Consider the following 25,841-nt stretch of genomic DNA (forward strand, 5'->3'; position numbering starts at 1 on the left):
AGGGGAAGTCTTTAGAAAGGAAAACCGGGCGCGAACGTGTCAGCCGCGCTTCGGCCGGCGCACGGCGCGCACCTTGCCGGTCCGCCCGCCGCCGCAATAAAAGCGGTTGCGGCCATCCGCTTCGAGGCCCGACACGCCCGCGCCTTCCGGCATGTCCAGACGCTCGACGACTTCGCCCGATTGCGGATCGATACGCCGCAGTTCGCTCTCGTCGCCTTCCCAGGTTGCGTGCCACAGTTCGCCGTCGACCCAGGTCACGCCCGTGACGAAACGGTTCGATTCGATGGTGCGCAGAATCGCGCCGTTCTGCGGATCGACCTGATGAATCTTGCGCGCCTGATATTCGCCGACCCACAGCGTGCCCTCGGCCCACGCGAGCCCCGAATCGCGGCCGCCGCCCGGCGCGGGAATCGTCGCGAGCACGCGGCCTGTTTTCGGATCGATCTTCTGGATGCGGTCTTCGGCGATCTGGTAAAGATGCTCGCCGTCGAAGGCGGTGCCCGCGTGCGCCGCGACGTCGAGCGAGCGCGTCTTCTCGCCGCTTTCGGGATCGAAGGCGTTGAGCGTGTTGCCGGCGGCGAACCACACGCGCTCGCCGTCGAAGGTGACGCCGTGCACGCCTTCGATGTCCGCAAAAGGCCCATATTCGCGGATGATTTCCGCTTTCGCGCGTTTCATGTCGATGTCCTCCGGTTTGATTGCGCTCGGTTGCGCTTGCCTCTCGTTGATCGTGACTTCATGCTAATCACCCGCCAGTTCGACGGGGAGTAACAAGGTCGTCGTGAATCCGGGCATCGGCGGCGTGGTCCAGCGGCGCGCGCGGCCCCGCCCGAACGATTGCGCCTTGCCGCTCGCGCTGAGCGCATCGAGCGCACGCTGCACCGTGCGCTGGCTCGCGCCGAGCGCCAGCGCGAGCGCGGAGCTCGACCACGATTCGCCGTCGGCGAGACACGCGAGCAGCGGCGCATATTCGTCCTCCACCGGCAGCGCCAGCACCGCGACCTCGCGCGCATGCATCGGCTTCAGAACGAAGCCGCGCGATGTTGCGTCGATATGCGCGTGCGGACGCAAGAGCGTGCGCAGCCGGCCCATCTCGACGCGCAGACGCGCCCGATGCGTCTCGTCGGCGTCCCGCATGCGGAATGCGCGCGCGATGAGCGCATCGCGCGGCACGTCGCCGGGCCACGCCTGCGCCAGCATGCGCGCGAGCGTGAAGAGCACCGGCCGCGTGGCGAGGGATATCGATTCACCCGCGTCGCGCACGCAAAGGCGGCACGCATCGACGATGAAAACATTCGACGCGAACAGCGCCTCCACTTCGTCAAGCCGCAGAAGCCGCGCATCGCCCTGCGTGACGACGCGCGCCGCGGGCGTTTCCAGCATGCGCCACGCGCTCTCGACTTCGGCGGCGAGCGCCGGAATGCCCGCTTGCCGCGACGCCGCCCGCGCCCGCACGAGCGCCTCGCGCGCCGTTTGCGTCTGCAGACGCCGCATGGCGATGCCCGCCGCCATCAGTTCGTGCGCCGTGCGCGACGATGCCGGAAGCGCCTCGGGATGCAAGGTCGCGAGCAGGCGCGCGGCATCGTCGAGTTTGCCGATCAGCAGCGCGCGACGCACTTCGAGATAGCGCGCATGCGCGGCGTTGACGCGGTCGCCGTGCGCGTCGAGGATCGCGCGTGCATGTTCGAGCGAGCGGGCCGGCCACGCGAGATCGCGCGAAGCGAGCGCGATCTCCGCCTCCGCGACGATGCAACGCGAACGAGCAAGCGCTTCCTTCGCGCCGAACGCGCGCGCCGCGCTCTTGACGAGCGCACGCGCGCGCGTGAAATCGCCGAGTTGCGCCATCGCGATGCCGCGCAACGCGAGCGCGTTCGCATCGTCACGTAGCGCGATGCGGTTCAGCGCGCCGAGCGGATCACCCGCCGCGAGCGCGCGCGCCGCCGCTGTTATCAGCGAATCCATGCGAATCGCGCCACGCTCGTCTCTCCTCTGCGCTGGATGTCCGCGACTAATCTAACACCGCACTTACGGTCCGCTAGCGCGCAACATCACCCCCGCAACCGAACTTTTGCCCGAAGAAAGCAGAGGTTTTTTCAAACGCCGTATTTTTTACTCATTTTTTTCCGATTATTTTTCTTCGTCTTTCTTCTACCTTGCTGAAATCGCGCGGCATTTCGTAATGTGAAGCGTTCGTTGAATAAAGACGCCATGACACCGGAGAAGGGAGAGGAAGACATGACGAGCGCATTGACGGTCTCCATATGCCTGCCGACGTGCAATCGGCCCGAACTGATCGTCGAATGCCTCGATTCGTGTCTCGCGCAGACGTATCCGCACATCGAAATCCTCGTCGGCGACGACTCGCGCGATGACGTGACGCAGCAACTGATCGCCACGCGCTATGCCCACGACGCGCGCATCCGCTACGTGCGTCACGATCCGCCGCTCGGTCAGGCGCGCAATGTCGCGAGCCTGTTCGAACGCGCGGCGGGCACGCTCGTCATGCTGATTCACGACGACGATTACCTCGCGCCCGAAGGCGTCGCGCGTCTCGCCGCGCTGTGGCAAATCTATCCGCATCTCGAAGTCGCGTTCGGCGATCAGCATGAAGTGGATGCGTCCGGTCATGTCGATGCGCAGCGCAGCGCGGCGCTCAACGCAGCGTTTCATCGCACGCGGCGCGCGCAGGGCATGCAGATGTTGCCGGGCAGAACCGGGCTCGTGCAGATGTTCCCCAATAACGGCTGGATGGCGCTCGCCACGCTCGTGCGCTGCGTCGGCTATCGCGAAGACGCCGGCGCATGCTGCGACTTCGTCTTCGGCGTCGAGCTGTGTCTTGCGGCGTCGCAGGTCTATTACCTTCACGAGTACGTGTCGTATTACCGCAAGACGCCGGTGTCGATATCGCAGAGCACGCGCGTGTCGCCGTTCGCCGCCGCGTTTACCGCCTATTCGTTCGTGCTGAGACTGACGCTCGATGCATCGCTCGAAACGGCGCGCGGCAAGGCTTTGCGCAGGCTCGCGCCGATCGTCGTGTCGCTGCATGCGAAGCACGATGCGCCGCTCGCCGCGCTGCGCGTCGCGCTCGATCATCCCGATGCGTATGCGTATGGGCTCAATCTCCGTCTCTACTATCACCTTGCGCTGATCGCGCGGGCATTGCTCGCCGTCTGCGTGCGGCAACGCCCGCGCGCGCCGCGCTTTCCCTGAGAAAGCGCGGGCCTCGTCCGGCAAACGTTGTCTTACATTTCCATTGCTACTTAAAAGGTTGCTAAAGGCGTTCGCCACGCTGTCGTTATACAGGCGGCTTGATGGACAACATCGGCCGCGCGGCAGGCGAGCATCGTCGCCCGCATTCGCGCTCGCGCACCCGCGATGCAGCCACCTTGAGAGAGCTATGTTTTCGACAATCAAAGGCCGTCTGGCCTTGGCCATGACCTTGCTGAGCGCGCTTCTGATCGCGATCGGCATGGTCGGACTGATCGGCATGAGCCGGTCCAACGCAACGACGTATGACCTCTTCACGAATGAAATGCCGAGCGCCGTGTCGGTCGGCAATGCCGAAATGTTCATGGCGCGCGAACGCCTGAGCTTCGACCGCGCCGCACTCAACGCGGGCACGCCTGCAGCCGAGGACGCGATCGGACGCGGCGCGCTGATGCGCAAAACCTCCGACGATGCCTGGACCAAATACGCCAGCCTGCCGCAAGCTCCGGGCGAGAAACCGCTCGCGGACAAGTTCAACGAGCAGCGTCTCGCGCTGCAAAAACTGATCGACGCGGGTTACGCCGACATTCGCGCGAAGGATCAGGAAAAGATTCTCGCCGATGCCAGCGCCATGCAGGCTGCGTTCAACGAGTTCGCGAAGAGCGGCATCGAGTTGCGCAAGCTGCAGTTCGAACAGGCGAAGGCCGGTTACGACGAAGGGCAGGAAAGCTTCGCGATGTTCCGCGCAGCCTCGATCGCCGCGATGCTGATCGGCGTGGCCGCGGCGTTCTACACGTGGTTCTCGCTGCGCCGTCGCATTACGCGTCCGCTCGATGCCGCGCTTGCACAGTTCGAAGCCATCGCGGCGGGCGACCTGCGCCGCACCGTGAGCATCGCATCGAACGACGAAATGGGCCAGTTGCTGCGCGGTCTCTCGACGATGCAGGCGAGCCTCATCGACACGGTGCGCACGGTACGCGGCGGCAGTGAGTCGATTGCATCCGCCACCAAGCAGATTGCCGCGGGCAACGTGGACCTGTCCTCGCGCACGGAAGAGCAGGCGTCGGCGTTGCAGGAAACGGCGTCGAGCATGGATGAGCTTACCGGCACGGTCAAGCAGAATGCCGACAACGCGCGTCAGGCCAGCGTGCTTGCCGCGAACGCTTCGGAGATCGCGGGCAAGGGGAGCCATGTCGTATCGCAAGTCGTCTCCACGATGGGCGACATCAATCAAAGCTCGGCGAAGATCGCGGACATCATCACGATCATCGAAGGCATCGCGTTCCAGACCAACATTCTCGCGTTGAACGCGGCGGTCGAAGCGGCGCGTGCGGGTGAGGAAGGCCGCGGCTTCGCGGTCGTCGCGGGCGAAGTCCGCAGTCTCGCGCAACGTTCGTCGGCGGCGGCGAAGGAGATCAAAGAACTGATCGACAACTCGGTGGAGCGCGTGCAGTCGGGTACGGCACTCGTCGATGAAGCGGGCCGCACGATGACCGAAATCAGCACGGCCGTGCAGCGCGTGACCGACATCATGGGCGAGATCGCGGCGGCTTCCGAGGAACAGAGCAGCGGCATCGAGCAAGTCGCGCGCGCCGTCACGCAGATGGATGAAGTGACGCAGCAGAACGCGGCGCTCGTGGAAGAAGCGGCGGCGGCGGCGCAATCGCTGGAGGATCAGGCGGGCGCGTTGCGCACGGCGGTGGAAATCTTCCGTCTGCACGACGAAAGCATGCGCGCAACGGCCTGAAGCGCTTCGCTCTTTTGAACCGGCGCGGCTCGCGTTCCTTCGGGACGCGGGCCGCGTGTGTTTTCAGCGACGTGTCTTCACAACCGGGCGCTTTCGCTTCGTATCCGCCTTCATCGCGGGCACGCCCACACGCTCGCGCAAATACTCGACGGTCCGCACGCAGCGCGCGGGCAGCGGCCATTCCGCTCGATGAATGAGCCACAACGTATCGACCACAGGCGCGCCGCATTCGACGACACCGACCGCCTCCGGCTTGCCGAACGCGATGCGCGCATAACGCGGTATCACGGTGAAGCCGAGACCGCGCGCGACGAATTCCGGAATCAGGCTGATCTGGTTGCTGAAGCCTTGCCGCCGCAGGCTCGCTACGCCCGGATTGCCCGGAAAGCGCCGGCTCAATAGACGGCTCGCCGTCACGTGCGCTTCGGGATAATCGATAAAGCCGAGCCGTTCGAGATCGCTCCAATCATGCACGTCGGCGTTCGCCGGCACGACGAGTTCGAGCGGCTCCTCGATGAACTTGCTCGCGGCAAGACGCGGATCGTCGGGCCTGAGCGCGACGATGCCGAGATCGTAGCGGCTCTGCAGCACCGATTCGAGCACTTCGGAATCCGGCGCGAAGCGATGCCGCATCTTCCATTCAGGGCGCTGCTGCTGCAAATCCAGCAATAACGGAAACAGCACGAGCCCGATGCTGCCCGGCGTGATGAGACCGATCTCGCCGGGTTCGTCCTCGCTGTCGGACAGACGCGACGCGAGACGCTTGTCCGCCCGCTCCATCTCCTCGCAATAGTCGATCAGCGCGTGACCCGCCGGCGTCAGTTCGATGCCGCGCGGACGGCGGATCACAAGCAGGCCGAGTTCGTCTTCGAGATGCCGCAGATGCTGGCTCACAGCGGCCTGCGTCAGATCGAGCCGCGCGGCGGCGCGCGTGAAGTTGCCGAGTTCGACGAGCGCGAGAAAAGTGCGCAGCCATTGCGGATTGAGCATCACAAAATTTTATCGAATCGATAACCGGTAGATGGTTTTCATTATAGCGTCCGGAGGGTAATCTCGAAGCCTTGATTCAACCGGCTTCGGCCATTCGCTCCAGAGAACACTTCATGTCAGCACTTTTCACTCCGTTCAAACTGAAGGACGTCACCCTGCGCAACCGCATCGCGATTCCGCCGATGTGCCAGTACAGCGCCATCGACGGCTTCATCAACGACTGGCACATCAGCCATTACGCGAGCCTCGCGCGCGGCGGCGCGGGCCTCGTGATCGTCGAGGCGACGGCCGTGTCGCCGGAAGGACGCATCACGCCGGGCTGCACCGGCCTCTGGGACGATGCGCAGATCGAAGGCATGGCGCGCGTCGCGGCGGCGATCAAGGCGGCGGGCGCGGTGCCCGGCATCCAGATTGCGCACGCGGGCCGCAAGGCGAGCGCGAACCGTCCGTGGGAAGGCGACGACCATATCGCACCGGACGACTCCCGCGGCTGGGACACGCTCGCGCCTTCGGCCGTCGCTTTCGGTGCGGGCTTGCCGAAGGTGCCCAAGGCCATGACGCTCGCGGAAATCGAACGCGTGAAGGCGGACTTCGCGGCGGCAGCGCGGCGTGCGCGCGAGGCCGGTTTCGAATGGCTCGAACTGCACTTTGCGCATGGCTATCTTGCGCAAAGCTTCTTTTCCGTCGATGCGAATCAGCGCGACGATCAATACGGCGGCGATCTTGCGGGCCGCAGCCGCTTTATCGTCGAGACCTTCGATGCCGTGCGCGATGCGTGGCCGAATAACCTGCCGCTGACGGCGCGCTTCGGCGTGATCGAATACGACGGGCGCGACGAACTCACGCTCAAGGAGTCGATCGAACTGACGAAGACACTGCGCCGCAAGGGTCTCGATCTGATGAGCGTGAGCGTGGGCTTCTCGACGCCCGCCGCGCGCATTCCGTGGGGTCCGGCGTTTCTCGGGCCGATCTCGCAGCGTGTGCGCCGTGAAGCGGAGATTCCGGTTGCATCGGCGTGGGGTTTCGATTCGCCGCCCAACGCGGAACACGCTGTCGAAGCGGGGCAACTCGATCTCGTGATGGTCGGCCGCGCGCATCTGTCGAATCCGCATTGGCCGTATCACGCGGCGAAGCAGTTGAAGGTCGAGCGGCCGTCGTGGGCGTTGCCCGCGCCCTATGCGCATTGGCTGGAGCGTTACGCGGTCGCGGAATGAGGTTGTCGCACGGCGAGGCGCGCAGCTATTTTGCGCGCCGAATCGCCGCGTTCGCCGCCTGCGTCGCGAGGTCGGCGTAGAGTTCGGCCCATTTGCCGAGCAGCGACGTATCGTTGGTAAGAAAGAGCGGCGCGGTGATCCATGCGCTCACCGTGCCGTCCTGCACTTCATCTTCGAAGACGCGCAAGTCGCGGTCTTCGCTCACGCCCGCACGCATCAGCGTGGCAAACGAACGCACGTCTTCCACGCGCGACTCTTGAAGCGGCACGTCATACAGCATCGCCATTGCCGTGCGTACCTTGCGAGACGCGCTATCCCGGCTGTCGGCGAGCACGAACGCAACGACAGCCGGCGTCGTCATGCGCACGCGAAAGAGCGACGCGCGGCAGCGTTCGCTCAACTGCGTGTTCATCGCACCGGCTCCATGCCGTGCAGCACTTTCGTCGTATCGGCATCGCGCGACATGGCGTAATCGAGAAATGCGCGCGCCGCTTCCGGCACACGCGCATTCGCGCAAACCGCGCCTTCGAATATCGTGAGCGTCTGGATTTCATGCGGCAACATGCCGAGCACGTCGATGCCCGCGACGCCGATCATCTCGCTCAACTGCTGAAAGCCGAGTTCGACTTCACCGCGCGCGATGAGCGTGCCCACCGCGACACCCGGCGGCGCCTGCACGATGCGCGGCGCGATCTCATGCGCGATTCCCCATCGTTCGAACAGATGCGCGAGATGCACGCCGCTCGGTCCTGTCGAATAGCCGATGCTGCGCGCCGCGCGCACTGCGTCACGCACGGCCGCTTCGTCGTCGATACGTGGATGCGCCGCGCCTGCCGCGACCGCCATCGCCACGCCCGAACGCGCGATGCTCACGCGGCTCGATGCATCGATGCGCTTCGAAGCCGCGAGCGCATCGATCGCGTTCGATGACAGCACGACGATATCGAACGCTTCGCCTTCTTGCACACGCTTCGCCGCCGCGACGCCGCCCACCGATTCGATCGTCACGCGCTGTCCCGAACGCGCTTCGAAGGATGATGCAAGATCGGCGAGCACCTGACGCGTCGCCATCGATGAAATGCAGGTAACGATGATGTCGCTCATCAGTCGATATAGCGCAAGCCCGCGCGCTCGAGCGGCTCGCGCATGTTGTACATGTCGAGGCCGAGCACGCCACTCGCGAGCTTCGCGCGCTTCTCTTCTTCCAGCGCCTCGCGCGCGGTGGCCTTGTCGAGCACTTGCGCCGCCATGGCCGACGGCACGACGACCACGCCATCGTCATCCGCGACGATCACATCGCCCGGCGTCGCGAGCGCGCCCGCGCACACCACGGGAATATTCACGGAGCCGAGCGTTGCCTTCACCGTGCCCTTTGCGGAAATCGCCTTGCTCCAGACCGGAAAACTCATCTCGGTCAGCACGCGCACATCGCGCACACCGCCATCGATGATCAACGCCTTCGCACCGCGCGCCTTGAAGCTCGTCGCGAGCAGGTCGCCGAAGAAGCCGTCGGTGTTGTCGGTGGTACATGCGGCCACGACGATATCGCCCGGCCGGATCTGTTCCGCCGCGACATGCAGCATCCAGTTGTCGCCCGGTTGCAGCAGCACGGTCACCGCCGTGCCGCTTGCCTGCGCACCGGTGTAGATGGGCCGCATGTACGTCTTCATCAAGCCGACGCGTCCCATTGCTTCGTGCACGGTTGCCGAGCCGAGCGCGCCGAGCTTCTCGGCGACGTTGGCATCGGCACGTCGGATGTTGCGATAAACCACTCCCAGTTCATACATGATCAGCGTCCCTTCGCTTTGAGCGCCGCATCCAGGCGCGGATACACGCGGCGCGCGTTGCCTTCGTAAATCTTGTAGCGCGCTTCGGGTTCGATTTGCGCGGCTTCGACATAACGCTTCGTGTCGTCGAAATAATGTCCCGTTTCAGGATCGATGCCGCGCACCGCGCCGATCATCTCGCTTGCGAACAGAATGTTGTCGACGGGAATCACGCGCGTCAGCAGATCGATGCCCGGCTGGTGATACACGCAGGTATCGAAGAACACATTGTTCAGCAAATGATCCTTCAGCAAAGGCTTTTTCAGCTCTTGCGCGAGGCCACGAAAACGTCCCCAGTGATACGGCACCGCGCCGCCGCCGTGCGGAATCACGAACTTGAGCGTCGGGAAATCGCGGAACAAATCGGAGGTCAGGCATTGCATGAACGCGGTCGTGTCGGCATTCAGGTAATGCGCGCCCGTCGTATGAAAGCACGCGTTGCAGCTCGTACTTACGTGGATCATCGCGGGAATGTCGTACTCGACCATCTTCTCGTAGATCGGATACCAGTAACGGTCCGAGAGCGGCGGGCTCGTCCAGTGGCCGCCCGAAGGATCGGGATTCAGGTTGATCGCCACATTGCCGTATTGCTCGACGCACTTGACGAGTTCGGGAATGCACGTCGATACATCGACGCCCGGGCTTTGCGGCAACATCGCCGCCGGAATGAAGCTGTCCGGGAACAGCTCGCTCACGCGAAAGCACAGCTCGTTGCAGATCGCGGCCCACGTACTCGACACCTCGAAGTCGCCGATGTGATGCGCCATGAAACTCGCGCGGGGACTGAAGAGGGTGAGATCGAGCCCGCGCTCGCGCATCAGGCGCAACTGATTCGCTTCGATCGATTCGCGCAGTTCGTCGTCGCTGATATGCAGGTCGGACGCGCGCGGCATCTCGGCGGGACTCTTGATGCCGGCGATCTGCTGATTGCGCCACGCTTCGAGCGCCTTGGGCGCGGTCGTGTAGTGGCCGTGTATGTCGATGATCATGCTTGACTCCAAGTACTAGTGTGCTGCATTCGTCTGCGCGTGCGCTTCGTCCACATGCGTGCGCTGCGCGACGAGAATGGCGATGGCGGCGAGCGTTGCGGGCACGGCGAGCATCGCGAGGATCGCGCCGAATTCCCAGCCGAGGCCGAGCAGCGCGCCCCCGAATGCGGAACCGAAGATGCTGCCGAAGCGGCCCATGCCGAGCATCCAGCTCACGCCGGTGGCGCGCGCAACTGTCGGATAACGTCCCGGCGCGAATGCGTTCAGACCGGTTTGCGCGCCGCTCATGCAGAAGCCCGCGGCAAACACGACCATCGCAAGCGACGACGACAGCGCGCCGATCCACGCCAGCCCGAGCACGCACACCGCGCCGCCGAGATATGCCGCGCTGATGACCGGCGCGGGTCGTGCTTTGTCCATGATCCATCCGACGATGACCGCGCCGATCGTGCCGCCGATCTGGAACATCGCCGTGATATTGGCCGCCGCCGAGACGGTGAGGCCCGCGTCCTTCATCAGCGTCGGCAGCCAGCCCGTCAGCAGATAGATCACGAGCAGGCCCATGAAATACGTGACCCACAATGCCGCCGTCATCAGGCCGTAACCGTGCGAGAAGAGTACGCCGAGCGGCTTCTTGGTGGGCAGCGGCGGCTCCGTCGATACGAACGTCTCGTTGCCGTCGAAACGCGCGCCGCACACGCGGCCCAGCACGCGGCCGATGCGCGCCGACGTCGCGCCGCGCACCGCGAGCAGACGCGCGGATTCGGGCAGCAGCCAGATTTGCAGCGGAATCAGCGCAAGCGGCAGCGCACCGCCGAAGATCAGCACCGAGCGCCAGCCATGCGCCGGAATCAGCCAGCCCGCGACGAAGCCGATCAACGCCGAGCCCAGATTGAAGCCCGTGAACATGATCGTGATGAGCAGCGCGCGCTTGCGTTGCGGCGCGTACTCGGAGAGCAGCGTCGTCGTGTTGGGCATCGCGGCGCCCAGGCCGATGCCGGTCAGAAGGCGCAGCACCGCCATGCTCGTGGGCGAGTTCGTGAACGCAGTGGCGATGGTGAACACGCCAAAGAGAAACACCGAAGTGATGAGCACCCACTTGCGCCCGATGCGGTCCGATGCCGGTCCGGCCGTCAGCGCGCCGATCACGAGGCCGATGGGCGCTGCGCTCATCACGAGGCCGAACGCGGGCCGCGAGATGTGCCAGTCCGCAATGATCGACGGCGCGATGAAGCCCATGATGGCCACATCCATGCCGTCGGCCGCGACGATCAGAAAGCACAGCGCCACCAGCAGCCACTGGTAGGCGGAAATGGGCCGCTCGTCGATAAAGCCCTTGATGTCGATGGTTCTGCCGAATGTCATGGTTGTCTCCCCTCTCCGTTATGTCTTAGCTCTTGGCTTTGCCGGCCTGATCCCAGTCGAGCTTGCCCGCGCCCTTGCCTGCGACCGAATACAGCGCGCCGGGCGCATTGCGTGTCTTCTGGAATGCTTCGAGCGTTTCGCCGCGCATCGCCGCATAGATATGCAGATTCGATACGCCCGTCACCGCGCCGAGCTTTTCGAGCATGAAGAAGATCACGCCGTAGTGAAGCAGCCCGCGCCAGTCGCGGCGGCGAATGAGTTCGCGCTCTTCGTCGGACAGACCTGCCGCCTCGAAGCTCGCTTCTTCGTCCTGCTTGAACGCCTCGCGATGCGCGGGCTCGACCATGCGATGCAGATAGTCGTTGATGCGATACGCGCGCACGGCCGTTTCGATCGAGAACGGATAGGTGCCTTCGAGCTTCTCGACACCCGCGAGCTGCATGTCCATCTTGCGGCGATGACGCTCGACGATCGCAGGCGTGGTCTCGCTGTCCTCGCCTTCGTAGATCGCGGTTGCGATGCCGGCCATCGACGGGAGGTAATAGCTGCGGTGCTTGCACACGACGTTGTTCGACAACGCGCCGCGCATCGTGAGCCACATGATCACTTCCGCACCTTCGTAGCCGCCGAGCGCGGCATATTCGGCGATGGTCATGTCCGCGAGCTGTTCGGGATCGCGTTCGAAGAGATCGAGGAAGCGCGCATCCCATTCCGTGTTGTTGAAGCCCGCGCGCTCGCCGTGCACCTGATGCGAGAGACCGCCCGTCGCGAGAATCGCCACCTTGAGGTCTTCCGGATAACTTTCGATCGCGCGGCGCAGCGCCTGGCCGAGCTTGTAGAAGCGGCGCGCGCTCGGCACCGGCAGTTGCAGCACGCCCATTTGCAGCGGCACGAGCTTGACCGGCCATTCGGGCTTGTGCGGACACAGCATCGAGAGCGGCGAGAAGCAGCCGTGATCGAGCGCCTTGTTCTGGAAGAACGACATGTCGAATTCATCGCTCATCAACGACGTGCCGATGTGCGCGGCAAGCGCCGGATGACCCTTGATCGGCGGCAGATCGCGCGCGCCGCCGCCTTCGTCCGCGACACGCCATTCGGGGCCCACGCCCAGCGAAAATGCCGAATAGTGATCGAAGAAGAACGACGTGACGTGATCGTTGTAGATCGTGACGATGACGTCCGGTTGCTTCTCCGCGAGCCAGTTCGCGAGCGGCGCGAAGTTCTCGAAGATCGGCGCCCAGACGGGATCGTCGCGCTTGTTCTTGTCGAACGCGAAGCCGATCGTCGGCGTGTGCGAGGCGGCGATGCCTCCGATGATCCGTGCCATGTGCTGCTCCTTCAGAATGCTTGGCCGAGCGAAGATGCTCTGGGAAACTGAAGTCGCAGGGTAGCGAGAAAGGGCGCGGCGCGGACACTACGCGTAAACCATCACTTTGCCTTTATGGATGGCAGTGCGATGGCGTGGAACCCTTATGTGGCGGAGCGAAGAGCGACAGGCGAGCGCATTGGCCGTGCCGTATGCCGATAAACAAAACTGATGGCGCGTGAAGCAGGACGCAAGAAGCGTGTTGCGACGCTCCCGCCGCCGGCAATGTGCACGATGGCCGGAGCGCCGCACAGTCCGCCGATTCCGCGCGAAAATCGTATCTTTAAGGAGCCGCTCTTATGACCGCAGACGAGCTTTCGCAACGCTATCGCGCGTACATTGCCTGCTTGAACGCGCAGGACTGGCGCAACCTCGGCACCTTCGTCGGCGACGCGCCGCACTACAATGGGCGCGCGATCACGCTCGCGGATTATCGTGCCATGCTGGAGCGCGACTTCCGCGAAATCCCGGATCTGTTCTTCGACATTGAACTGCTCATTGCCGAGCCGCCGACGATCGCCGCGCGCCTGCGCTTCGACTGCACGCCGAAGGCCGATTTCATGGGCCTGCCTGTGAATGGAAAGCGCGTCGTGTTCTGCGAGAACGTCTTCTATGCGTTTCGCGAGGGCAAGATCGACAACGTCTGGTCGGTGATCGACAAGGCCGCGATCGAGGCGCAGCTTTAGATGTCAGATAGCATCCGTGAAGAACGTCTCCACGATGTCGTCACGCAGCTTGCCTACGCCGCGATCGCCCAGTTTTCTCGGCCTCGGCAACGTGACGTCGATCACTTCGCCGATTCGTCCGGGCCGCGCCTGCATCACGACAATGCGGTCCGACAATAGCACCGCTTCCTCGACATCGTGCGTGACGAGCACCATCGTAATGCGCTCGCTCTCCCAGATACGTTGCAATTCGAGTTGCAAACGCGCGCGCGTGAGCGCATCGAGCGCGCCGAAGGGTTCATCGAGCAATAGCAGGCGCGGCCGGTTGACGAGCCCGCGCGCAATGGCGACACGCTGCGCCATCCCGCCCGACAACTGATGCGGATAGTGCCGCTCATAGCCTTGCAATCCGACGAGCGCGACATGCTCCTTCACCGCGCGCGCCTTCTCCGCTTTCGACAGCGGCGCATTGCGCAGCGCGACGGCCACGTTCTGTTCGACATCGAGCCACGGAAACAGCCGATGATCCTGAAACACGATGCCGCGCGACAAGTCCGTCGTGACGACGCGTGCGCCGCCGAAATCGATCTCGCCGTCGTAGTCGGCATCGAGTCCCGCGATCAGCCGCAGTAACGTCGATTTGCCGCAACCGCTCGCCCCGACGATACTCACGAACTCGCCGCTCGCAATCGACAGGTCGATGCGTTCGAGTACCGGCGGTGCATCGTCGCCGCTGAATCGCTTGCTCACATGCCGCAGCGTCAGGCCGCTGTCCTGCTCGATTACCGTTGCCATCTTTCTGTTCTCCTCAAGCCGCGCGCGAAGGTTCGAACCAGCGTCGCTGCACGCCGCGCGCGAAGGCATTCAACGCCCACCCCGTTATACCGACCACGATCACGCCGAACACGACGAGATCCATACGAAACTGCTCGCTGCCATCGACGAGCGTATTGCCGATGCCGCTGCCTGCAACGAGCAGATACTCCGCGCCGAGCGTCGCGAGCCACGAATAGATGAGCGCGAGATAGACGCCCGTGAAGATCGAAGGCAGCGCGGCCGGCAGCACAACGAAGGCGAGCGTTTGCAACTTGCCATAGCGATACGCGCGCGCCACGTCCAGCAGATGTGGCGGCACGGCGCGAATGCCATCGCTCGTATGCATCACGACCGGCACGAGCGCGGCAAGCGACAGGAACACGACCTTCGCGACATCGCCCAGCCCGAACCACACGGAAATCAGCGGAATCCACGCGAACAGCGACACTTGCTTAAACGTGTTGAAGCTCGGCGCAATCGCGCGATTGGCGAGCTTCGAAATGCCGAGCAACGCACCGAGCGCAAGGCCAAGTGTTGTGCCGATAGCGAAGCCCGTCAACTCGCGCGCCAGCGACGCCGACAGCGCCCGCGCAAGCGCCCCGCTTCGCACTTGCGCGACCGCGGTATCCCATACGTGTGCGGGCGAAACCATGATGCCGTGGCCGACTTGCGCGTGACGCGACACGAACCACCACACAGCAACAGCGACGACCGGCAACACGACGCCGCGCCATGATCCCTTTGCGCTCCCCGCTTCCAGATCGAGCGTCGACATGATTTTTCTCCTCAGTTCGCGCGGCCGCGTTGCAGCTTGCGCTCAAGCGCGTTGAGCAGACGATCCGCGACATAGCCGATCGCACCGACGATCAGCACGGCAGCGAGCACGAGATCGAGCTGAAAGAGCTGCCGTCCATAAACGATCAGATACCCGAGCCCTTCCGAGGACGCGACCAGCTCGACGACAACCAGCGTCAGCCACGCCTTCGTGAACGCGAGCCGCACACCCGTGCCGATGACGGGAATCGCCGAAGGCAAGGTCACGCGCGTGATCACTTGCCAGCGCGTATAGCGATACACCGACGCCACTTCCTGCAAACCGCGCGGCGTGCCGCGAAAGCCCTGCAACGTCGAGAGCGTGACCGGCACGAGCGCGGCATGACCGATCAGCAGAAACTTGAGCGGCTCGCCAATGCCGACGACGATCATCAGAAACGGCAGCCAGCCGAGCACAGGCACTTGCACGATGGCGTTGAAGCTCGGCAACACATACGCTTCCAGCGTGCGCGACAGGCCGAGCAAACCGCCCAGCAGCACGCCGAGCAGCACGCCGCCGCCGAAGCCCACGGCTGCGCGCGTCATGCTCGCGGACAGATGCATCCATAGCTCGCCGTTCTTTGCAAGCGCGCCGAGCGTCTCGAACACGAGTGCGGGCGGCGGCAGCACTTGCGGCGAAATCCAGCCGTAGCGCGCACCGAGCACCCACAACACCGCGCACGCAACCGGCAGGAGCCACGGCAACGCGGTCCAGCCGATGCCGCGCAGCACATCATGAGTAACAAAACTGCCCGCGCGCTTGGACGTGCGATTCGCCGGCAGCAACACGCGAGTGAGAGCATTGGCCATGTGTCGATTCTCCGCAGTGCTTCAGGCGATGGGCTTGCCCGACGCATCGAAGCGCGGCCAATAGGCTTCGAGCTTCAGCGACTTCAGCGCCTGATCGAGATACTTCGGTTCGAACCATCCGTTCACGCTGACCGGCTGACGAATCAGGTTCAGGCGCAAGGCATCATCGGCGACCGATTGATAACGCGCGACGAGAAACGGATCGATAAGCGGCGAATTGCGATCCTTCAACGGTTGCTTCGCGTATTCCGACTGCCACGATTCCGGAGGCACGCCGCTCTTCGCCCACAACGCGAAGAGCGCATTGCGATTGGCTTCGTCGGAGGACCATTGCGCCGCCTGTACGACCGCAGTCACGACCTTCTGCACCGTCTCCGCATGCTCGCGCTCGTAGTCTTCGAGGACGAGCAGATGCGCCTGCCGCGTGAGTTGCAGGCCGCCATCGCGCGATGCGTAGACGATCTTCGCGAGACCCTGCCGTTGCAGCTTGAAGAGCGAGTAGTCGAGAAACACGGCATCGACGCCCTTCGATGCAAGCGCGGCCTGCGCGGCGGCAGTATCGAGATTGATGACGCGCAGATCGCGCTCGGTCAGGCCGTTCTCTTTCAGCACGTTGTCCGCGACGAGTTGCAGGTTCGTGCCGCGAAAGATGCCGACGCGTTTGCCCTTCAGATCCTTCACGCCCTTGATGTCCGAGTCGGGCGGCACCGCGAGATAGACGCCCGCGCGCACGTTCGACGCCAGCAGCAGATGCGTCTTCAGGCCATTGGCGCGGCCCAGCACCGAAGGCAGATCGCCCTGATACGCGAAGTCGATCTGCTTGTTCGCGAGCGCCTCGTTCACGGCCGGCCCCGCGCCCTTGAAGAAGATCCATTCGACCTTGACGTGCTCGGACTGCAACGCATCTTCGACACGATGCTGCAATTGCGCGGTCGCGGCAGGCGAGCCGCCGAAAGTGGGCGGATCGCCCGAGCCTTGCTGTGCAACGCCGATGCGCACCAGCGCGGGATCGGCCGCATGCGCGGGGCCGATGAGCGCGGCGAACAGCGTCGCCGCGCCGACGAGGAGCTTGAATCGTAGTGTCATCGTGCAATGAAGAAGAATGGAGGGCGGGCGATGAAGCGTCATCGCCCATGATGCGAAAACGAGCGCGTCAGGCGGTGCGCGTTTCCTGCCTGACGATGCGGCTCGTGCGCCCGTCGATGCTCACGGGCACATCGCCATGAACCGTCGCGCGGCGCACGACGCGATGCGCATCGCCGTAATCGGCCACCGCGTAATGCTGCGTCGCGCGGTTGTCCCAGATGGCGACGTCGCCTTGCGTCCAGCGCCAGCGCACCGTGTTTTCGAGGCGCGTGACGTGATCGTGGAAGAGCTCGACGAGGCGATCCGAGTCGCGCTGCGACAAGCCGACGAAGCGCTGCACGAAGTGGCCCAGCACCAGCGTGCGTTCGCCGGTTTCCGGATGCACGCGCACGACCGGATGCTCGGTCTCATAGAGCGTGGAGGTGAACTGCTTGCGATATTCGCGCTCGGATTCCGTATCGGCGACGTGACGCGTCGCGGCATAGTCGTAGGCGTTCGAATGCAGCGCCCACAGCGTGTCGGCGAGCGCGCGCAGCGGCGGCGGCAAGTTCGCATACGCGGCGGCCGTGTTGGCCCATACGGTATCGCCGCCGGCGGGCGGAATCACTACGCCACGCAGGATCGAGATCTTCGGGTACGCATCGACGAAGGTGACGTCGGTATGCCAGGAGTTGGCGCGCGTGCCGTGCTTCGAATCGAGTTCGAGCAGACGGCTGCCGCTCGCAAGCGACGGCACCGTCGGGTGCGCGACCGTCTCGCCGAAGCGCGCCGCGAAGGCTTCCTGCGCGGCATCGTCGAGATGCGACTGGCCACGGAAGAACAGCACTTTGTGTTCGAGCAGCGCCTGATTGATCGCGCCGATGGCGGCATCGTCGAGATCGGCGGACAGCGCCACGCCGCGCACTTCCGCACCGATGCGCCCGCCGATCGGACGCACCTGGAACGGTTCTTGGGAAGCCACAGGTTGACGCGCGGAGTCGGCGGCGAGCGTGGGGGTATCGGACATCGAAATTCTCCGTGGGTTGGCGTTTTGATATGCGTTTGTCGGATGCGGGCCGCGTTGTATGCGGCCAGAACATTGAAGCATCGACAAGGCGCTCAACCAACGAAGCGTTTCGACTAAGCTTTACATCGATCAGCGAGATTCGTATTTCCGCAAGTCTGCAATGCTGTCCTGCAATTCCGCTTGCAAGCGCGCCATCAGCTCCGCTGCGGGCAATTCGCGCGCGAGTGCCGCCGCTTGCCCCGCCCATTGCGCGCCATAACCGAACTCGCCCTTCGCCTTCGCCGCCGCGTGCAGCGATTTGCCCGCATCGTAAGTCACGGGATACGCGGGGATCGCGGGCGCTTGCGCGCTCTGCCCCAGTTCGGTGAACTTGTTGACGAGACTGCGCGCCGCGCGGCCCGATATCGCGGCGGTGAATGTGGTGCGCTGCGCGGCGTCGCTCAGAATGGCGCGGCGGTAACCCGCATCGATCGATGTTTCCACGCACGGCACGAACGCTGTGCCGAGTTGCGCCGCCTGCGCGCCGAGCGCCAGCGCCGCCGCAATGCCCGCGCCATCCATGATGCCGCCCGCCGCGATCACCGGTACATCGAACTTGCGTGCGAAGAGGCGCGTGAGCGCGAAGATGCCGAGGTTATCGTCGTCGCCTTGCGGATCGAAGACGCCGCGATGCCCGCCCGCCTCGATGCCCTGCGCGACGATCGCATCCATGCCCGCCGCCGCCACGTGCTCCGCCTCGCGAAGATTAGTTGCAGATGCAATCAGTTTGATGCCCGCGCCGCGCAATGCATCGATATAGTCCTTCGACGGCAAGCCGAAATGAAAGCTCACGACTGCGGGCTTCTCTTCGACGAACACCTTGAGCATCGCTTCATCGACGACAAAGCTCGTATAGATTTCGCTCAACTTCTCAGGCGGCGTTGCGCCGTATTGTGCGAAGAGCGGCACGAGCCAGTCGGTCCATGCGCGCTCGATGGCCGCGTTCGCCTGCGCCGGCGCGTGACAGAACACGTTGATGTTGAACGGCTTGCCGGTGAGTTCGCGCGTCTCGCGAATCACCTTGCGCGCGCCATCGGCATTCATCGCGCCGACGCCGAGCGAGCCGAGCCCGCCCGCGTTCGATACGGCAGCCGCGAGCGCGGGCGTGCTGACGCCTGCCATGGGCGCCTGAATGATGGGGGAATCGATGCCAAGCAACGATGTCAATGCGTTCTTGCTCATGGATATGCTTCCTTTGAACGTGGTCTGCTTCAACGCGTGCCGAGCTTCTCGACGACAAAATCGACGAACGCCCGCACGCGCGACGACAGATGCCTGCCATGCGGATAAAGCAGGATGAACGGCCTGCTGCAGCCGCCGAAATCGGGCAGCACTTCGGTGAGCGTGCCCGCGCGCAGATCGTCTTCGACGGTGAAGCGGTAGGTCTGAAAAAGGCCCGCGCCGCCGCGCGCGAGCGGAATGCCGCCGAGTGCATCGCCTGACGTGCCGAAGCTGCTGCGCGTCGTCATTTCGATCGGCTCGCCGTTCTGCATGAAGAGCCACGGCACGTTGCGCCCGGTGCTAGGCATCTCGAACTGAATGCACTCGTGTTCCAGCATATCCTCGATGGTCTTCGGCGTGCCCGCGCGCTTCAGATAGCCGGGCGACGCCACCACGACGAGTTCCGCATCTTCCAGCTTGCGCGCGATCAGGCCGGAGTCGCGCGGCGCGCGTCCGCGTATCGCGAGGTCGAAACCTTCGTCGGCGAAATCGATGTTGCGATTGCTCAGATGCGCTTCGACCGTGACATCGGGATAACGCTTGCGGAACTCCGCGAGCAGCGGCAACACGCGATAGTGACCGTACGGCGTCGGCATGCTGATGCGCAGCACGCCTTTAGGGCTCGTCTGCTGGCCGGTCGCTTCGCGCTCCGCTTCCGCAAGACGGTTGAGCGCGTCGCGGCATTGCTCGAAGTAGCGGCGGCCCGCATCGGTCAGGCGAATCTGGCGTGTCGTGCGCACGAACAGCCGCACGTCGAGCCGCTTTTCCAGCCGCGCGACGGAACGGCTGACGGCAGCGGGCGTCACGCTCGCCGCCGTGGCCGCGAGCGTAAAGCTGCCGAGTTCCGCCGCGAGGCAGAACAGTTCGATGCTGCCGAGAAGAAGATCGTCGAATTGCCGCTGCATGTTGGGGGATTCGCGTCGTGGATCGTCATTGCGCCTTGCGTCGCATATTCGCCGCTTGCGCGCGGCCGGTCAACCGACGCGAGTTCAATTGAGTTGTGACGCGGAGGAACAAGTCGCCAGCGAACGCAGAAAAACAAACGCCCGCTTCTTCCGATGAGGAACAAGCGGGCGATATTCATACGTATCGCGCACAAACGGCGCGCGATATTTACTTCGCGGTCGGCATCGCGAACTCGGCGCCCTTCTCGGTGCTCTCGGGCCAGCGTTGCATGATCGACTTCTGCTTCGTATAGAAGCGCACGCCTTCTTCGCCATACGCGTGCATGTCGCCAAAGAGACTGCGCTTCCAGCCGCCGAAGCCGTGCCATGCCATCGGCACCGGAATCGGCACGTTGATGCCGACCATGCCCACTTCGATGCGCCGTCCGAACTCGCGCGCAACGTGGCCATCGCGCGTATAGCACGCGACGCCATTGCCGAACTCATGCTCGTTGACGAGTTCCACGGCCTCGCTGAAGTCCTTCACGCGCACACACGCGAGCACCGGCCCGAAGATCTCTTCCTTGTAGATGCGCATCTCCGGCGTCACGTGGTCGAAGAGCGTGCCGCCCGTGAAGAAGCCGTCTTCGTGGCCGGGCACCTTGTAGCCGCGACCATCGACGACGAGTTTCGCGCCTTCATCGACGCCCATCGCGATATAGCCTTCGATGCGCTCAAGCGCCGCACGCGTGACGACCGGGCCCATTTCCGCATCGGCTTCCATGCCGTTGCTGATCTTGAGCTGCTTCGCGCGCTCGGCGAGACGCGGCACGATTTTGTCGGCGACATCGCCCACCAGCACCGCCACCGAGATCGCCATGCAACGTTCGCCCGCCGAACCGTAGCCCGCGCCGATGAGCGCGTCGACGGCCTGATCGAGATCGGCATCGGGCATCACGACCATGTGATTCTTCGCGCCGCCCAGCGCCTGCACGCGCTTGCCGTGCTTCGCGCCGGTTTCGTAGATGTAGTTGGCGATCGGCGTGGAGCCGACGAAACTGATCGCCTTCACCGACGGATGCGCGAGCAGCGCATCGACGACGACCTTGTCGCCCTGCACCACGTTGAAGATGCCGTCAGGCAAACCCGCCTGCTTCAGCAGATCGGCCATGAACAGCGACGCCGACGGATCGCGCTCGCTCGGCTTCAGGATGAACGCGTTGCCCGACGCGATCGCGACCGGGAACATCCAGCACGGCACCATGCACGGGAAGTTGAACGGCGTGATGCCCGCGACGACGCCGAGCGGCTGACGCATGGTCCAGTTGTCCATGCCGGTGGAAACCTGCTCGGTGTAATCGCCCTTCAGCAATTGCGGAATGCCGCACGCAAATTCGATGACGTCGATGCCGCGCGACACTTCACCCTGCGCGTCCGAAAACACCTTGCCGTGCTCGGCGGTAATGATTGCGGCGAGTTCGTCGCGATGTTTGTTCATCAGTTCGAGGAACTTCAGCATGACGCGCGCGCGGCGGATCGGCGGCGTGTCGCGCCACTCGGGAAATGCGGCTTTCGCGCTCGCCACCGCGGCGTCCACATCGGCGGTTTCGCCCAGCACCAGCTTGCGCGGACGCTCGCCCGTCGCGGGATTGAACACCGGCTGCGTGCGGGTGGCCGAGCCGCTCGTGCGCTCGCCGTGAATGTAATGGACGACGTCGGCGGTATCGTTGAAAGCTTGCATCTCGACTCCTCTGGCTGAAAACGGTTTTGCAATGCATACAGTGTAGGAAGCGTTGAGCGCCGTGCAAAGAGGCTATGATTGAACTCATTGTTCATATCCGCAAACAATCCACCGATGGACGAGCAAAAGATCGAAGGTCTCTGGACCCATTTGCACTGGCTGACGGTGCTCGCGGAACAGGGCAGTTACACGGCGGCGGCGGCGCGTCTGAACGTATCGAAAGCGGCGATGAGCCAGCGTATCGCCGAACTGGAACGCGCGGCGGGCGTGCCGCTCGTCACGCGCACCACGCGCAGCGTGCGTTTCACCGAAGCCGGCCGCCGCCTTGTCGATGACACGCGCGAGCACTACGAGCGCATCGCGTCGAGCTTTCTCGGCGTCAAGGAAATGGCGGGCGTGGCGCGCGGCCAGATCCGCGTGACGGCGCCGATGGCCTTCTCGCGGCAGCAGCTTGTGCCGAAGATGTCGGGGTTTCTGCACGCGCATCCAGAAGTGCGGGTGCAACTGGAGGCGTCGGACAAACTGAGTTCGATTGCGACCGAGGGCTTCGATCTCGCCGTGCGGCACAGCGCGCAAGTGCCCGATACGCACGTCGCGTGGAAGCTGTGCGATACGCATTCGGTGATCGTCGCGACGCGCGCTTATCTCAGGCGTCGCGGCACGCCGCTCACGCCGAACGATCTCGCCACGCATGATTGTCTGGTTTATCCGCGCGCGCAGGCGTCGAGCATCTGGTCGTTTCAGCGCAAGGGCGGCCGCAAGAGTTCGACGGGCCCGCACACGCTCGCGGTCAGCGGGCCGTTCGCGGCGAACAATAGCGAAGTCCTGCGCGATGCCGCACTGGACGACCTCGGCATTGCGCTCTTGCCGGATTTCACCGCGCAGGCCGCCGTGCAGGCGGACAAACTCGTCGTGCTGTTGCCGGAATGGCGTCCGGTGGGCGCATTCGCGGATCAGCTTTTCGTGGTGCGTCCGCATGCGCCGCATGTGCCGCGCGCGGTGGCGTTATTCATCGGTTATTTGCGCGAGACGTTTGCGGGCGGCTTTCCGCTTTGATTTTCGCGGGCCTCAAACGCAAACGCGCCCGCTGAATAGCGGGCGCGTCGCTTAGACCCCTTACTGCTTAGTGATGCCTTTAATGTTGCGCTTTAGTGATGCGCGAACGTCGGGAACACGTCGGCTTGAATCGGGCTATACGAACGTGCACCCGATTGCGCGGTGCCATCCGCCGAACCGCCGAACTCGCTCTGCGCGGTGCCGTTTTGCGCTGCGATGCGGGCTTCGGCAGCCTGAATGTCGGCCGGGTACTTCGAGTCGCTGATCACGCCGGGGTTATATCCCGCCTTTTCCAGTTGAACGATCTGGGCGCGCACTTCCGCACGCGTCAGCGGCTGATTCGATTGTGCGAACGATGCAACCGGAGCGGACAAAGCGATGGCAACCGCTGCGATACCGATGAACTTGTTCATGATTCTTTCCTCCGTACGAAGTTTTTCGAGTTGTCGCTCACGTTGCTGTTTGCTCGTTTGCGACCGTTGAACAGAGTTTAGGCATCGCACGATTCAGGGTAAATACCTAATCGATGAAATCACTTTTGGCGAAACCTCGACTAATCGAGGCACGAAAGAAGCGAAACGAACGCGCGTGAATGGCCTATAAACAAGGACGGGAGACCGTCGCGAACGGTCTATCGCACGAACGATCGTTTTCTAAGGGGAATTGTCGTGAAGCGCATTCTGGTGATCGGCGCGGGTTTCGCGGGACTCTGGAGCGCGCTTTCCGCCGCGCGCAAGCTCGATGAACTTCATCACGGCGCCGATGAAGCCGAAGTCGCGATCGTCAATCCAGCGCCTTTTCATAGCGTGCGGGTACGCAATTACGAACAGCCGCTCGACCCCACGCTCGTGCAACTCGACACCGTGCTCGGCCCGGCGGGCGTCAAGCTGATCCAGGCGAAGGCAACGGATATAGACAGTGCGAATCGCCGCGTCTGCATCGAGCGCGATGGCGCAACCGAGGCGCTCGACTACGATCGCCTGATTCTCGCCGCCGGCAGCGTGCTGGTGCGCCCGCCCATTCCGGGACTCGAACGCTTCTCCTTCGATGTCGATACCTACGCCGGCGCGTGCAAGCTGCAGGCGCATCTGCTCACGCTGCCCGCCTTGCCCGATACGCCGGGACGCTATACGGCGGTCGTCGTCGGTGCGGGGCTGACGGGCATCGAACTCGCGGCGGAGCTGCCTTCGCGGCTGCGCGAGATCGTCGCCGACGACGATCGCGGCAAGGTGCGCGTCGTGCTCGCGGACCGCTCGACGCACATCGCGCATGCCATGGGCGGCGCGCAGCCCGTCATCGAAGGTGCGCTCAAGACGCTCGATGTCGACACGCGCGCGGGCGTGTCGCTCGAATCGCTCGATGCGCAAGGCGTGACGCTCACAGACGGCGCAACGAGCGAGCGTATCGAGGCCGCGACAGTCGTGTGGTGCGGCGGCATGCATGCGAACGCGCTCGCGGGACAGCTTCCCGTCACGCTCGATCCGCTCGGGCGCGTACCCGTCGATGCGTTTCTGCGCGCGGAAGGCGTGCCGGGCGTGTTCGCCGCCGGCGATTGCGCGCGCATCTTGATCGACGGTACGCGGCCGTCGGTGATGTCATGCCAGCATGGCCGGCCGATGGGACGCTACGCGGGCAATAACGCCGTCTGCGACTTGTTCGGCATGGAGATGCTGCCGCTATCGATCGACTGGTACACGACCATCTGCGATCTCGGGCCGTGGGGCGCGGTCTATACGGAGGGCTGGGACAGGAAGCTCGTCTCGGAAGGCGAGACGGCAAAGGCGACGAAGCGGACGATCAACGGGGAGCGCATCTATCCGCCGAGGACCGGCGTGCGCGAGGACATTTTTCGGGCGGCGGCGCCCGTGGTGCAGACGCCGCCGCCGACTCAACGCAACCCGACTCAACGCGAAGACCCGCGCTGAATCAGACCTTGTTGACGGACGCGCCGTAAATCTCGTCGATGGACGCTTCGAGCGTTTTATCGAACTCGCTGTCGCTCATCGACTTCTTCAACTCGTTGATGAGCGCGCGCGAGAAACTCGCGATCATGCCGTGGTTTTGCGCGAGCTTCTTGCATGCGTCGCTGCGCGTATAGCCGCCCGACAGCGCGACGACCCGCACGACACGCGGATGCTCGATCAGCGGGCGATAAAGATCCGCTTCGTCGGGAATGGTCAGCTTGATCATCACGTTGCTCGATTCCGGCAGCGCATTGAGACCCTTCAGCAATTCGTCGCGCAGAATCTTTTCCGCGCCCTTCTTGTCCGGGCTCTTGATCGACACTTCGGGTTCGAGAATCGGCACGAGACCGTGCTTGATGATCTGCGCGCCCACTTCGAACTGCTGCTTCGCCACGGCGGCGATGCCTTTCTCGGATGCCTGATGGATCACCGCGCGCATTTTCGTGCCGAACACGCCGAGCTTGGCGGCGCGCGCGAGCAGATCGTCGAGGCCGGGGATCGGCTTCATCACCTGCACGCCGTCCGCTTCGGCTTCGAGGCCCTTGTCGACCTTGAGGAACGGCACGATGCCGCGCTCTTCCCACAGGAACGTCGGCACCGGCTTGCCTTCCGCTTCGCCGTCCATCGTGCGTTCGAACAGAATCGCGCCGATCACCTTCTCGCCCGTGAACGACGGCGCGGTCATGATGCGCACGCGCATCTCGTGCATCAGCTTGAACATTTCGGCGTCGCCGTTGTAGGCGTCGTCCGGAATTCCGTATTGCCGCAGCGCGCCGGGCGTCGAACCGCCGCTCTGATCCAGTGCGGCGATAAAGCCATTCTTCTCAGCCATTTGCGCGAGCATCTTTTCGTTAGCCACGAACATTTCCTCCTCGAAGTTCAAACACCGGACATGCGCGAAGGCCATCCGGGCTTATGGTTCAGCCTCCTCAAGTGTAATGGTTTTGGCGCGCGCCTTTCTCGTGCAAATCCGACATTCCCGCGCAAATGGGGCGCGAGCGTGCGCAGGCGCACGCCCTGTCGGTCGATGAAAAGG

25 protein-coding genes are annotated in these 25,841 nt (G+C 63.9%); 6 read left to right on the forward strand and 19 right to left on the reverse strand.

Features of this window, described 5'->3' with window-relative positions:
- Positions 1-39 precede the first annotated feature (39 nt).
- Both BRPE64_RS29575 and BRPE64_RS29580 read right to left on the reverse strand, forming a co-directional pair.
- Positions 40-678, reverse strand: a complete 639-nt coding sequence (locus BRPE64_RS29575; RefSeq protein WP_016348680.1) for a Vgb family protein — start codon at positions 676-678, stop codon at positions 40-42.
- A gap of 63 nt (positions 679-741) precedes the next feature.
- Positions 742-1,962, reverse strand: a complete 1,221-nt coding sequence (locus tag BRPE64_RS29580; RefSeq protein ID WP_016348681.1) for a hypothetical protein — start codon at positions 1,960-1,962, stop codon at positions 742-744.
- Between the two features lie 273 nt (positions 1,963-2,235).
- On the opposite strand from BRPE64_RS29580, the gene BRPE64_RS29585 reads away from it, so the two are divergent.
- Positions 2,236-3,210, forward strand: a complete 975-nt coding sequence (locus BRPE64_RS29585; protein WP_044043879.1) for a glycosyltransferase family 2 protein — start codon at positions 2,236-2,238, stop codon at positions 3,208-3,210.
- Between the two features lie 187 nt (positions 3,211-3,397).
- Positions 3,398-4,954, forward strand: coding sequence for a methyl-accepting chemotaxis protein (locus BRPE64_RS29590; protein ID WP_044043564.1), 1,557 nt, complete (start codon positions 3,398-3,400; stop codon positions 4,952-4,954).
- A gap of 63 nt (positions 4,955-5,017) precedes the next feature.
- On the opposite strand, the gene BRPE64_RS29595 is transcribed toward BRPE64_RS29590, so the two are convergent.
- Positions 5,018-5,944, reverse strand: a complete 927-nt coding sequence (locus BRPE64_RS29595; protein WP_044043566.1) for a LysR family transcriptional regulator — start codon at positions 5,942-5,944, stop codon at positions 5,018-5,020.
- Positions 5,945-6,057: 113 nt separating this feature from the next.
- Between BRPE64_RS29595 and BRPE64_RS29600 the strand changes: the two genes are divergently transcribed.
- Positions 6,058-7,158 carry an NADH:flavin oxidoreductase/NADH oxidase gene (locus BRPE64_RS29600; protein WP_044043568.1) on the forward strand — a complete coding sequence of 367 codons (1,101 nt, stop codon included), beginning with the start codon at positions 6,058-6,060 and terminating at the stop codon, positions 7,156-7,158.
- A gap of 25 nt (positions 7,159-7,183) precedes the next feature.
- Here BRPE64_RS29600 and BRPE64_RS29605 read toward each other — a convergent pair whose 3' ends face one another.
- From BRPE64_RS29605 to BRPE64_RS29630, 6 genes are read right to left on the reverse strand one after another with little or no spacing between them, the layout of a single operon-like run.
- Entirely contained in the window at positions 7,184-7,570 is a 387-nt protein-coding gene (locus BRPE64_RS29605) for a hypothetical protein (protein ID WP_016348686.1), read from the reverse strand.
- Complete coding sequence (locus BRPE64_RS29610) at positions 7,567-8,262, reverse strand: substrate-binding domain-containing protein (protein ID WP_016348687.1); 696 nt, start codon at positions 8,260-8,262, stop codon at positions 7,567-7,569. Before BRPE64_RS29610 ends, BRPE64_RS29605 begins: the two co-directional genes overlap by 4 nt.
- On the reverse strand, positions 8,262-8,945 hold the full coding sequence (ligK, locus tag BRPE64_RS29615) for a 4-carboxy-4-hydroxy-2-oxoadipate aldolase/oxaloacetate decarboxylase (RefSeq protein WP_016348688.1): 684 nt from the start codon (positions 8,943-8,945) through the stop codon (positions 8,262-8,264). Before ligK ends, BRPE64_RS29610 begins: the two co-directional genes overlap by 1 nt.
- A gap of 2 nt (positions 8,946-8,947) precedes the next feature.
- Positions 8,948-9,973: an amidohydrolase family protein gene (locus BRPE64_RS29620; RefSeq protein ID WP_016348689.1), complete on the reverse strand. Its 1,026-nt coding sequence runs from the start codon at positions 9,971-9,973 to the stop codon at positions 8,948-8,950.
- 15 nt (positions 9,974-9,988) lie between these two features.
- Entirely contained in the window at positions 9,989-11,338 is a 1,350-nt protein-coding gene (locus BRPE64_RS29625) for an MFS transporter (RefSeq protein ID WP_016348690.1), read from the reverse strand.
- Between the two features lie 25 nt (positions 11,339-11,363).
- Complete coding sequence (locus BRPE64_RS29630; RefSeq protein WP_016348691.1) at positions 11,364-12,665, reverse strand: gallate dioxygenase; 1,302 nt, start codon at positions 12,663-12,665, stop codon at positions 11,364-11,366.
- Between the two features lie 338 nt (positions 12,666-13,003).
- Between BRPE64_RS29630 and BRPE64_RS29635 the strand changes: the two genes are divergently transcribed.
- Complete coding sequence (locus BRPE64_RS29635) at positions 13,004-13,390, forward strand: ester cyclase (protein ID WP_016348693.1); 387 nt, start codon at positions 13,004-13,006, stop codon at positions 13,388-13,390.
- A gap of 3 nt (positions 13,391-13,393) precedes the next feature.
- Here BRPE64_RS29635 and BRPE64_RS29640 read toward each other — a convergent pair whose 3' ends face one another.
- The 8 genes from BRPE64_RS29640 to BRPE64_RS29675 form a co-directional block, all read right to left on the reverse strand.
- Positions 13,394-14,164, reverse strand: coding sequence for an ABC transporter ATP-binding protein (locus BRPE64_RS29640; RefSeq protein WP_016348694.1), 771 nt, complete (start codon positions 14,162-14,164; stop codon positions 13,394-13,396).
- Positions 14,165-14,177: 13 nt separating this feature from the next.
- Positions 14,178-14,960, reverse strand: coding sequence for an ABC transporter permease (locus BRPE64_RS29645; protein ID WP_016348695.1), 783 nt, complete (start codon positions 14,958-14,960; stop codon positions 14,178-14,180).
- Positions 14,961-14,971: 11 nt separating this feature from the next.
- Positions 14,972-15,808, reverse strand: coding sequence for an ABC transporter permease (locus BRPE64_RS29650; RefSeq protein WP_044043570.1), 837 nt, complete (start codon positions 15,806-15,808; stop codon positions 14,972-14,974).
- A gap of 21 nt (positions 15,809-15,829) precedes the next feature.
- On the reverse strand, positions 15,830-16,894 hold the full coding sequence (locus tag BRPE64_RS29655) for an ABC transporter substrate-binding protein (protein WP_044043882.1): 1,065 nt from the start codon (positions 16,892-16,894) through the stop codon (positions 15,830-15,832).
- A 67-nt stretch (positions 16,895-16,961) separates the two neighbouring features.
- Positions 16,962-17,900: a TauD/TfdA dioxygenase family protein gene (locus BRPE64_RS29660; protein ID WP_016348698.1), complete on the reverse strand. Its 939-nt coding sequence runs from the start codon at positions 17,898-17,900 to the stop codon at positions 16,962-16,964.
- A 129-nt stretch (positions 17,901-18,029) separates the two neighbouring features.
- The gene (locus BRPE64_RS29665; protein ID WP_016348699.1) at positions 18,030-19,121 is read right to left on the reverse strand and encodes an NAD(P)H-dependent flavin oxidoreductase; all 1,092 of its coding nucleotides are present in this window, start codon (positions 19,119-19,121) and stop codon (positions 18,030-18,032) included.
- 29 nt (positions 19,122-19,150) lie between these two features.
- Positions 19,151-20,065: a LysR family transcriptional regulator gene (locus tag BRPE64_RS29670; RefSeq protein WP_016348700.1), complete on the reverse strand. Its 915-nt coding sequence runs from the start codon at positions 20,063-20,065 to the stop codon at positions 19,151-19,153.
- A 208-nt stretch (positions 20,066-20,273) separates the two neighbouring features.
- The gene (locus BRPE64_RS29675; protein WP_016348701.1) at positions 20,274-21,785 is read right to left on the reverse strand and encodes a CoA-acylating methylmalonate-semialdehyde dehydrogenase; all 1,512 of its coding nucleotides are present in this window, start codon (positions 21,783-21,785) and stop codon (positions 20,274-20,276) included.
- Positions 21,786-21,899: 114 nt separating this feature from the next.
- Here BRPE64_RS29675 and BRPE64_RS29680 point away from each other — a divergent pair, with 114 nt between their 5' ends.
- Positions 21,900-22,841, forward strand: a complete 942-nt coding sequence (locus BRPE64_RS29680) for a LysR family transcriptional regulator (protein WP_016348702.1) — start codon at positions 21,900-21,902, stop codon at positions 22,839-22,841.
- Between the two features lie 92 nt (positions 22,842-22,933).
- Here the strand turns inward: BRPE64_RS29680 and BRPE64_RS29685 are convergent, their stop codons facing one another.
- Positions 22,934-23,254, reverse strand: a complete 321-nt coding sequence (locus tag BRPE64_RS29685; RefSeq protein ID WP_016348703.1) for a DUF4148 domain-containing protein — start codon at positions 23,252-23,254, stop codon at positions 22,934-22,936.
- Positions 23,255-23,509: 255 nt separating this feature from the next.
- Between BRPE64_RS29685 and BRPE64_RS29690 the strand changes: the two genes are divergently transcribed.
- Complete coding sequence (locus BRPE64_RS29690) at positions 23,510-24,766, forward strand: NAD(P)/FAD-dependent oxidoreductase (protein WP_016348704.1); 1,257 nt, start codon at positions 23,510-23,512, stop codon at positions 24,764-24,766.
- Position 24,767: 1 nt separating this feature from the next.
- Here BRPE64_RS29690 and BRPE64_RS29695 read toward each other — a convergent pair whose 3' ends face one another.
- A complete protein-coding gene (locus BRPE64_RS29695) occupies positions 24,768-25,664 on the reverse strand; it encodes a fructose bisphosphate aldolase (RefSeq protein ID WP_044043884.1) in 897 nt (298 codons plus the stop codon).
- Positions 25,665-25,841 lie beyond the last annotated feature (177 nt).

It is taken from the genome of Caballeronia insecticola (genome assembly GCF_000402035.1).
In the GTDB taxonomy this organism is placed as follows: Bacteria; Pseudomonadota; Gammaproteobacteria; order Burkholderiales; family Burkholderiaceae; genus Caballeronia; species Caballeronia insecticola.

Bases quoted from the DNA above. Each gene is read 5' to 3' on its own strand.
- BRPE64_RS29575 (WP_016348680.1), bottom strand. From the start codon at position 678: ATGAAACGCGCGAAAGCGGAAATCATCCGCGAATATGGGCCTTTTGCG.
- BRPE64_RS29580 (WP_016348681.1), bottom strand. From the start codon at position 1,962: ATGGATTCGCTGATAACAGCGGCGGCGCGCGCGCTCGCGGCGGGTGAT.
- BRPE64_RS29585 (WP_044043879.1), top strand. From the start codon at position 2,236: ATGACGAGCGCATTGACGGTCTCCATATGCCTGCCGACGTGCAATCGG.
- BRPE64_RS29590 (WP_044043564.1), top strand. From the start codon at position 3,398: ATGTTTTCGACAATCAAAGGCCGTCTGGCCTTGGCCATGACCTTGCTG.
- BRPE64_RS29595 (WP_044043566.1), bottom strand. From the start codon at position 5,944: ATGCTCAATCCGCAATGGCTGCGCACTTTTCTCGCGCTCGTCGAACTC.
- BRPE64_RS29600 (WP_044043568.1), top strand. From the start codon at position 6,058: ATGTCAGCACTTTTCACTCCGTTCAAACTGAAGGACGTCACCCTGCGC.
- BRPE64_RS29605 (WP_016348686.1), bottom strand. From the start codon at position 7,570: ATGAACACGCAGTTGAGCGAACGCTGCCGCGCGTCGCTCTTTCGCGTG.
- BRPE64_RS29610 (WP_016348687.1), bottom strand. From the start codon at position 8,262: ATGAGCGACATCATCGTTACCTGCATTTCATCGATGGCGACGCGTCAG.
- ligK (WP_016348688.1), bottom strand. From the start codon at position 8,945: ATGTATGAACTGGGAGTGGTTTATCGCAACATCCGACGTGCCGATGCC.
- BRPE64_RS29620 (WP_016348689.1), bottom strand. From the start codon at position 9,973: ATGATCATCGACATACACGGCCACTACACGACCGCGCCCAAGGCGCTC.
- BRPE64_RS29625 (WP_016348690.1), bottom strand. From the start codon at position 11,338: ATGACATTCGGCAGAACCATCGACATCAAGGGCTTTATCGACGAGCGG.
- BRPE64_RS29630 (WP_016348691.1), bottom strand. From the start codon at position 12,665: ATGGCACGGATCATCGGAGGCATCGCCGCCTCGCACACGCCGACGATC.
- BRPE64_RS29635 (WP_016348693.1), top strand. From the start codon at position 13,004: ATGACCGCAGACGAGCTTTCGCAACGCTATCGCGCGTACATTGCCTGC.
- BRPE64_RS29640 (WP_016348694.1), bottom strand. From the start codon at position 14,164: ATGGCAACGGTAATCGAGCAGGACAGCGGCCTGACGCTGCGGCATGTG.
- BRPE64_RS29645 (WP_016348695.1), bottom strand. From the start codon at position 14,960: ATGTCGACGCTCGATCTGGAAGCGGGGAGCGCAAAGGGATCATGGCGC.
- BRPE64_RS29650 (WP_044043570.1), bottom strand. From the start codon at position 15,808: ATGGCCAATGCTCTCACTCGCGTGTTGCTGCCGGCGAATCGCACGTCC.
- BRPE64_RS29655 (WP_044043882.1), bottom strand. From the start codon at position 16,894: ATGACACTACGATTCAAGCTCCTCGTCGGCGCGGCGACGCTGTTCGCC.
- BRPE64_RS29660 (WP_016348698.1), bottom strand. From the start codon at position 17,900: ATGTCCGATACCCCCACGCTCGCCGCCGACTCCGCGCGTCAACCTGTG.
- BRPE64_RS29665 (WP_016348699.1), bottom strand. From the start codon at position 19,121: ATGAGCAAGAACGCATTGACATCGTTGCTTGGCATCGATTCCCCCATC.
- BRPE64_RS29670 (WP_016348700.1), bottom strand. From the start codon at position 20,065: ATGCAGCGGCAATTCGACGATCTTCTTCTCGGCAGCATCGAACTGTTC.
- BRPE64_RS29675 (WP_016348701.1), bottom strand. From the start codon at position 21,785: ATGCAAGCTTTCAACGATACCGCCGACGTCGTCCATTACATTCACGGC.
- BRPE64_RS29680 (WP_016348702.1), top strand. From the start codon at position 21,900: ATGGACGAGCAAAAGATCGAAGGTCTCTGGACCCATTTGCACTGGCTG.
- BRPE64_RS29685 (WP_016348703.1), bottom strand. From the start codon at position 23,254: ATGAACAAGTTCATCGGTATCGCAGCGGTTGCCATCGCTTTGTCCGCT.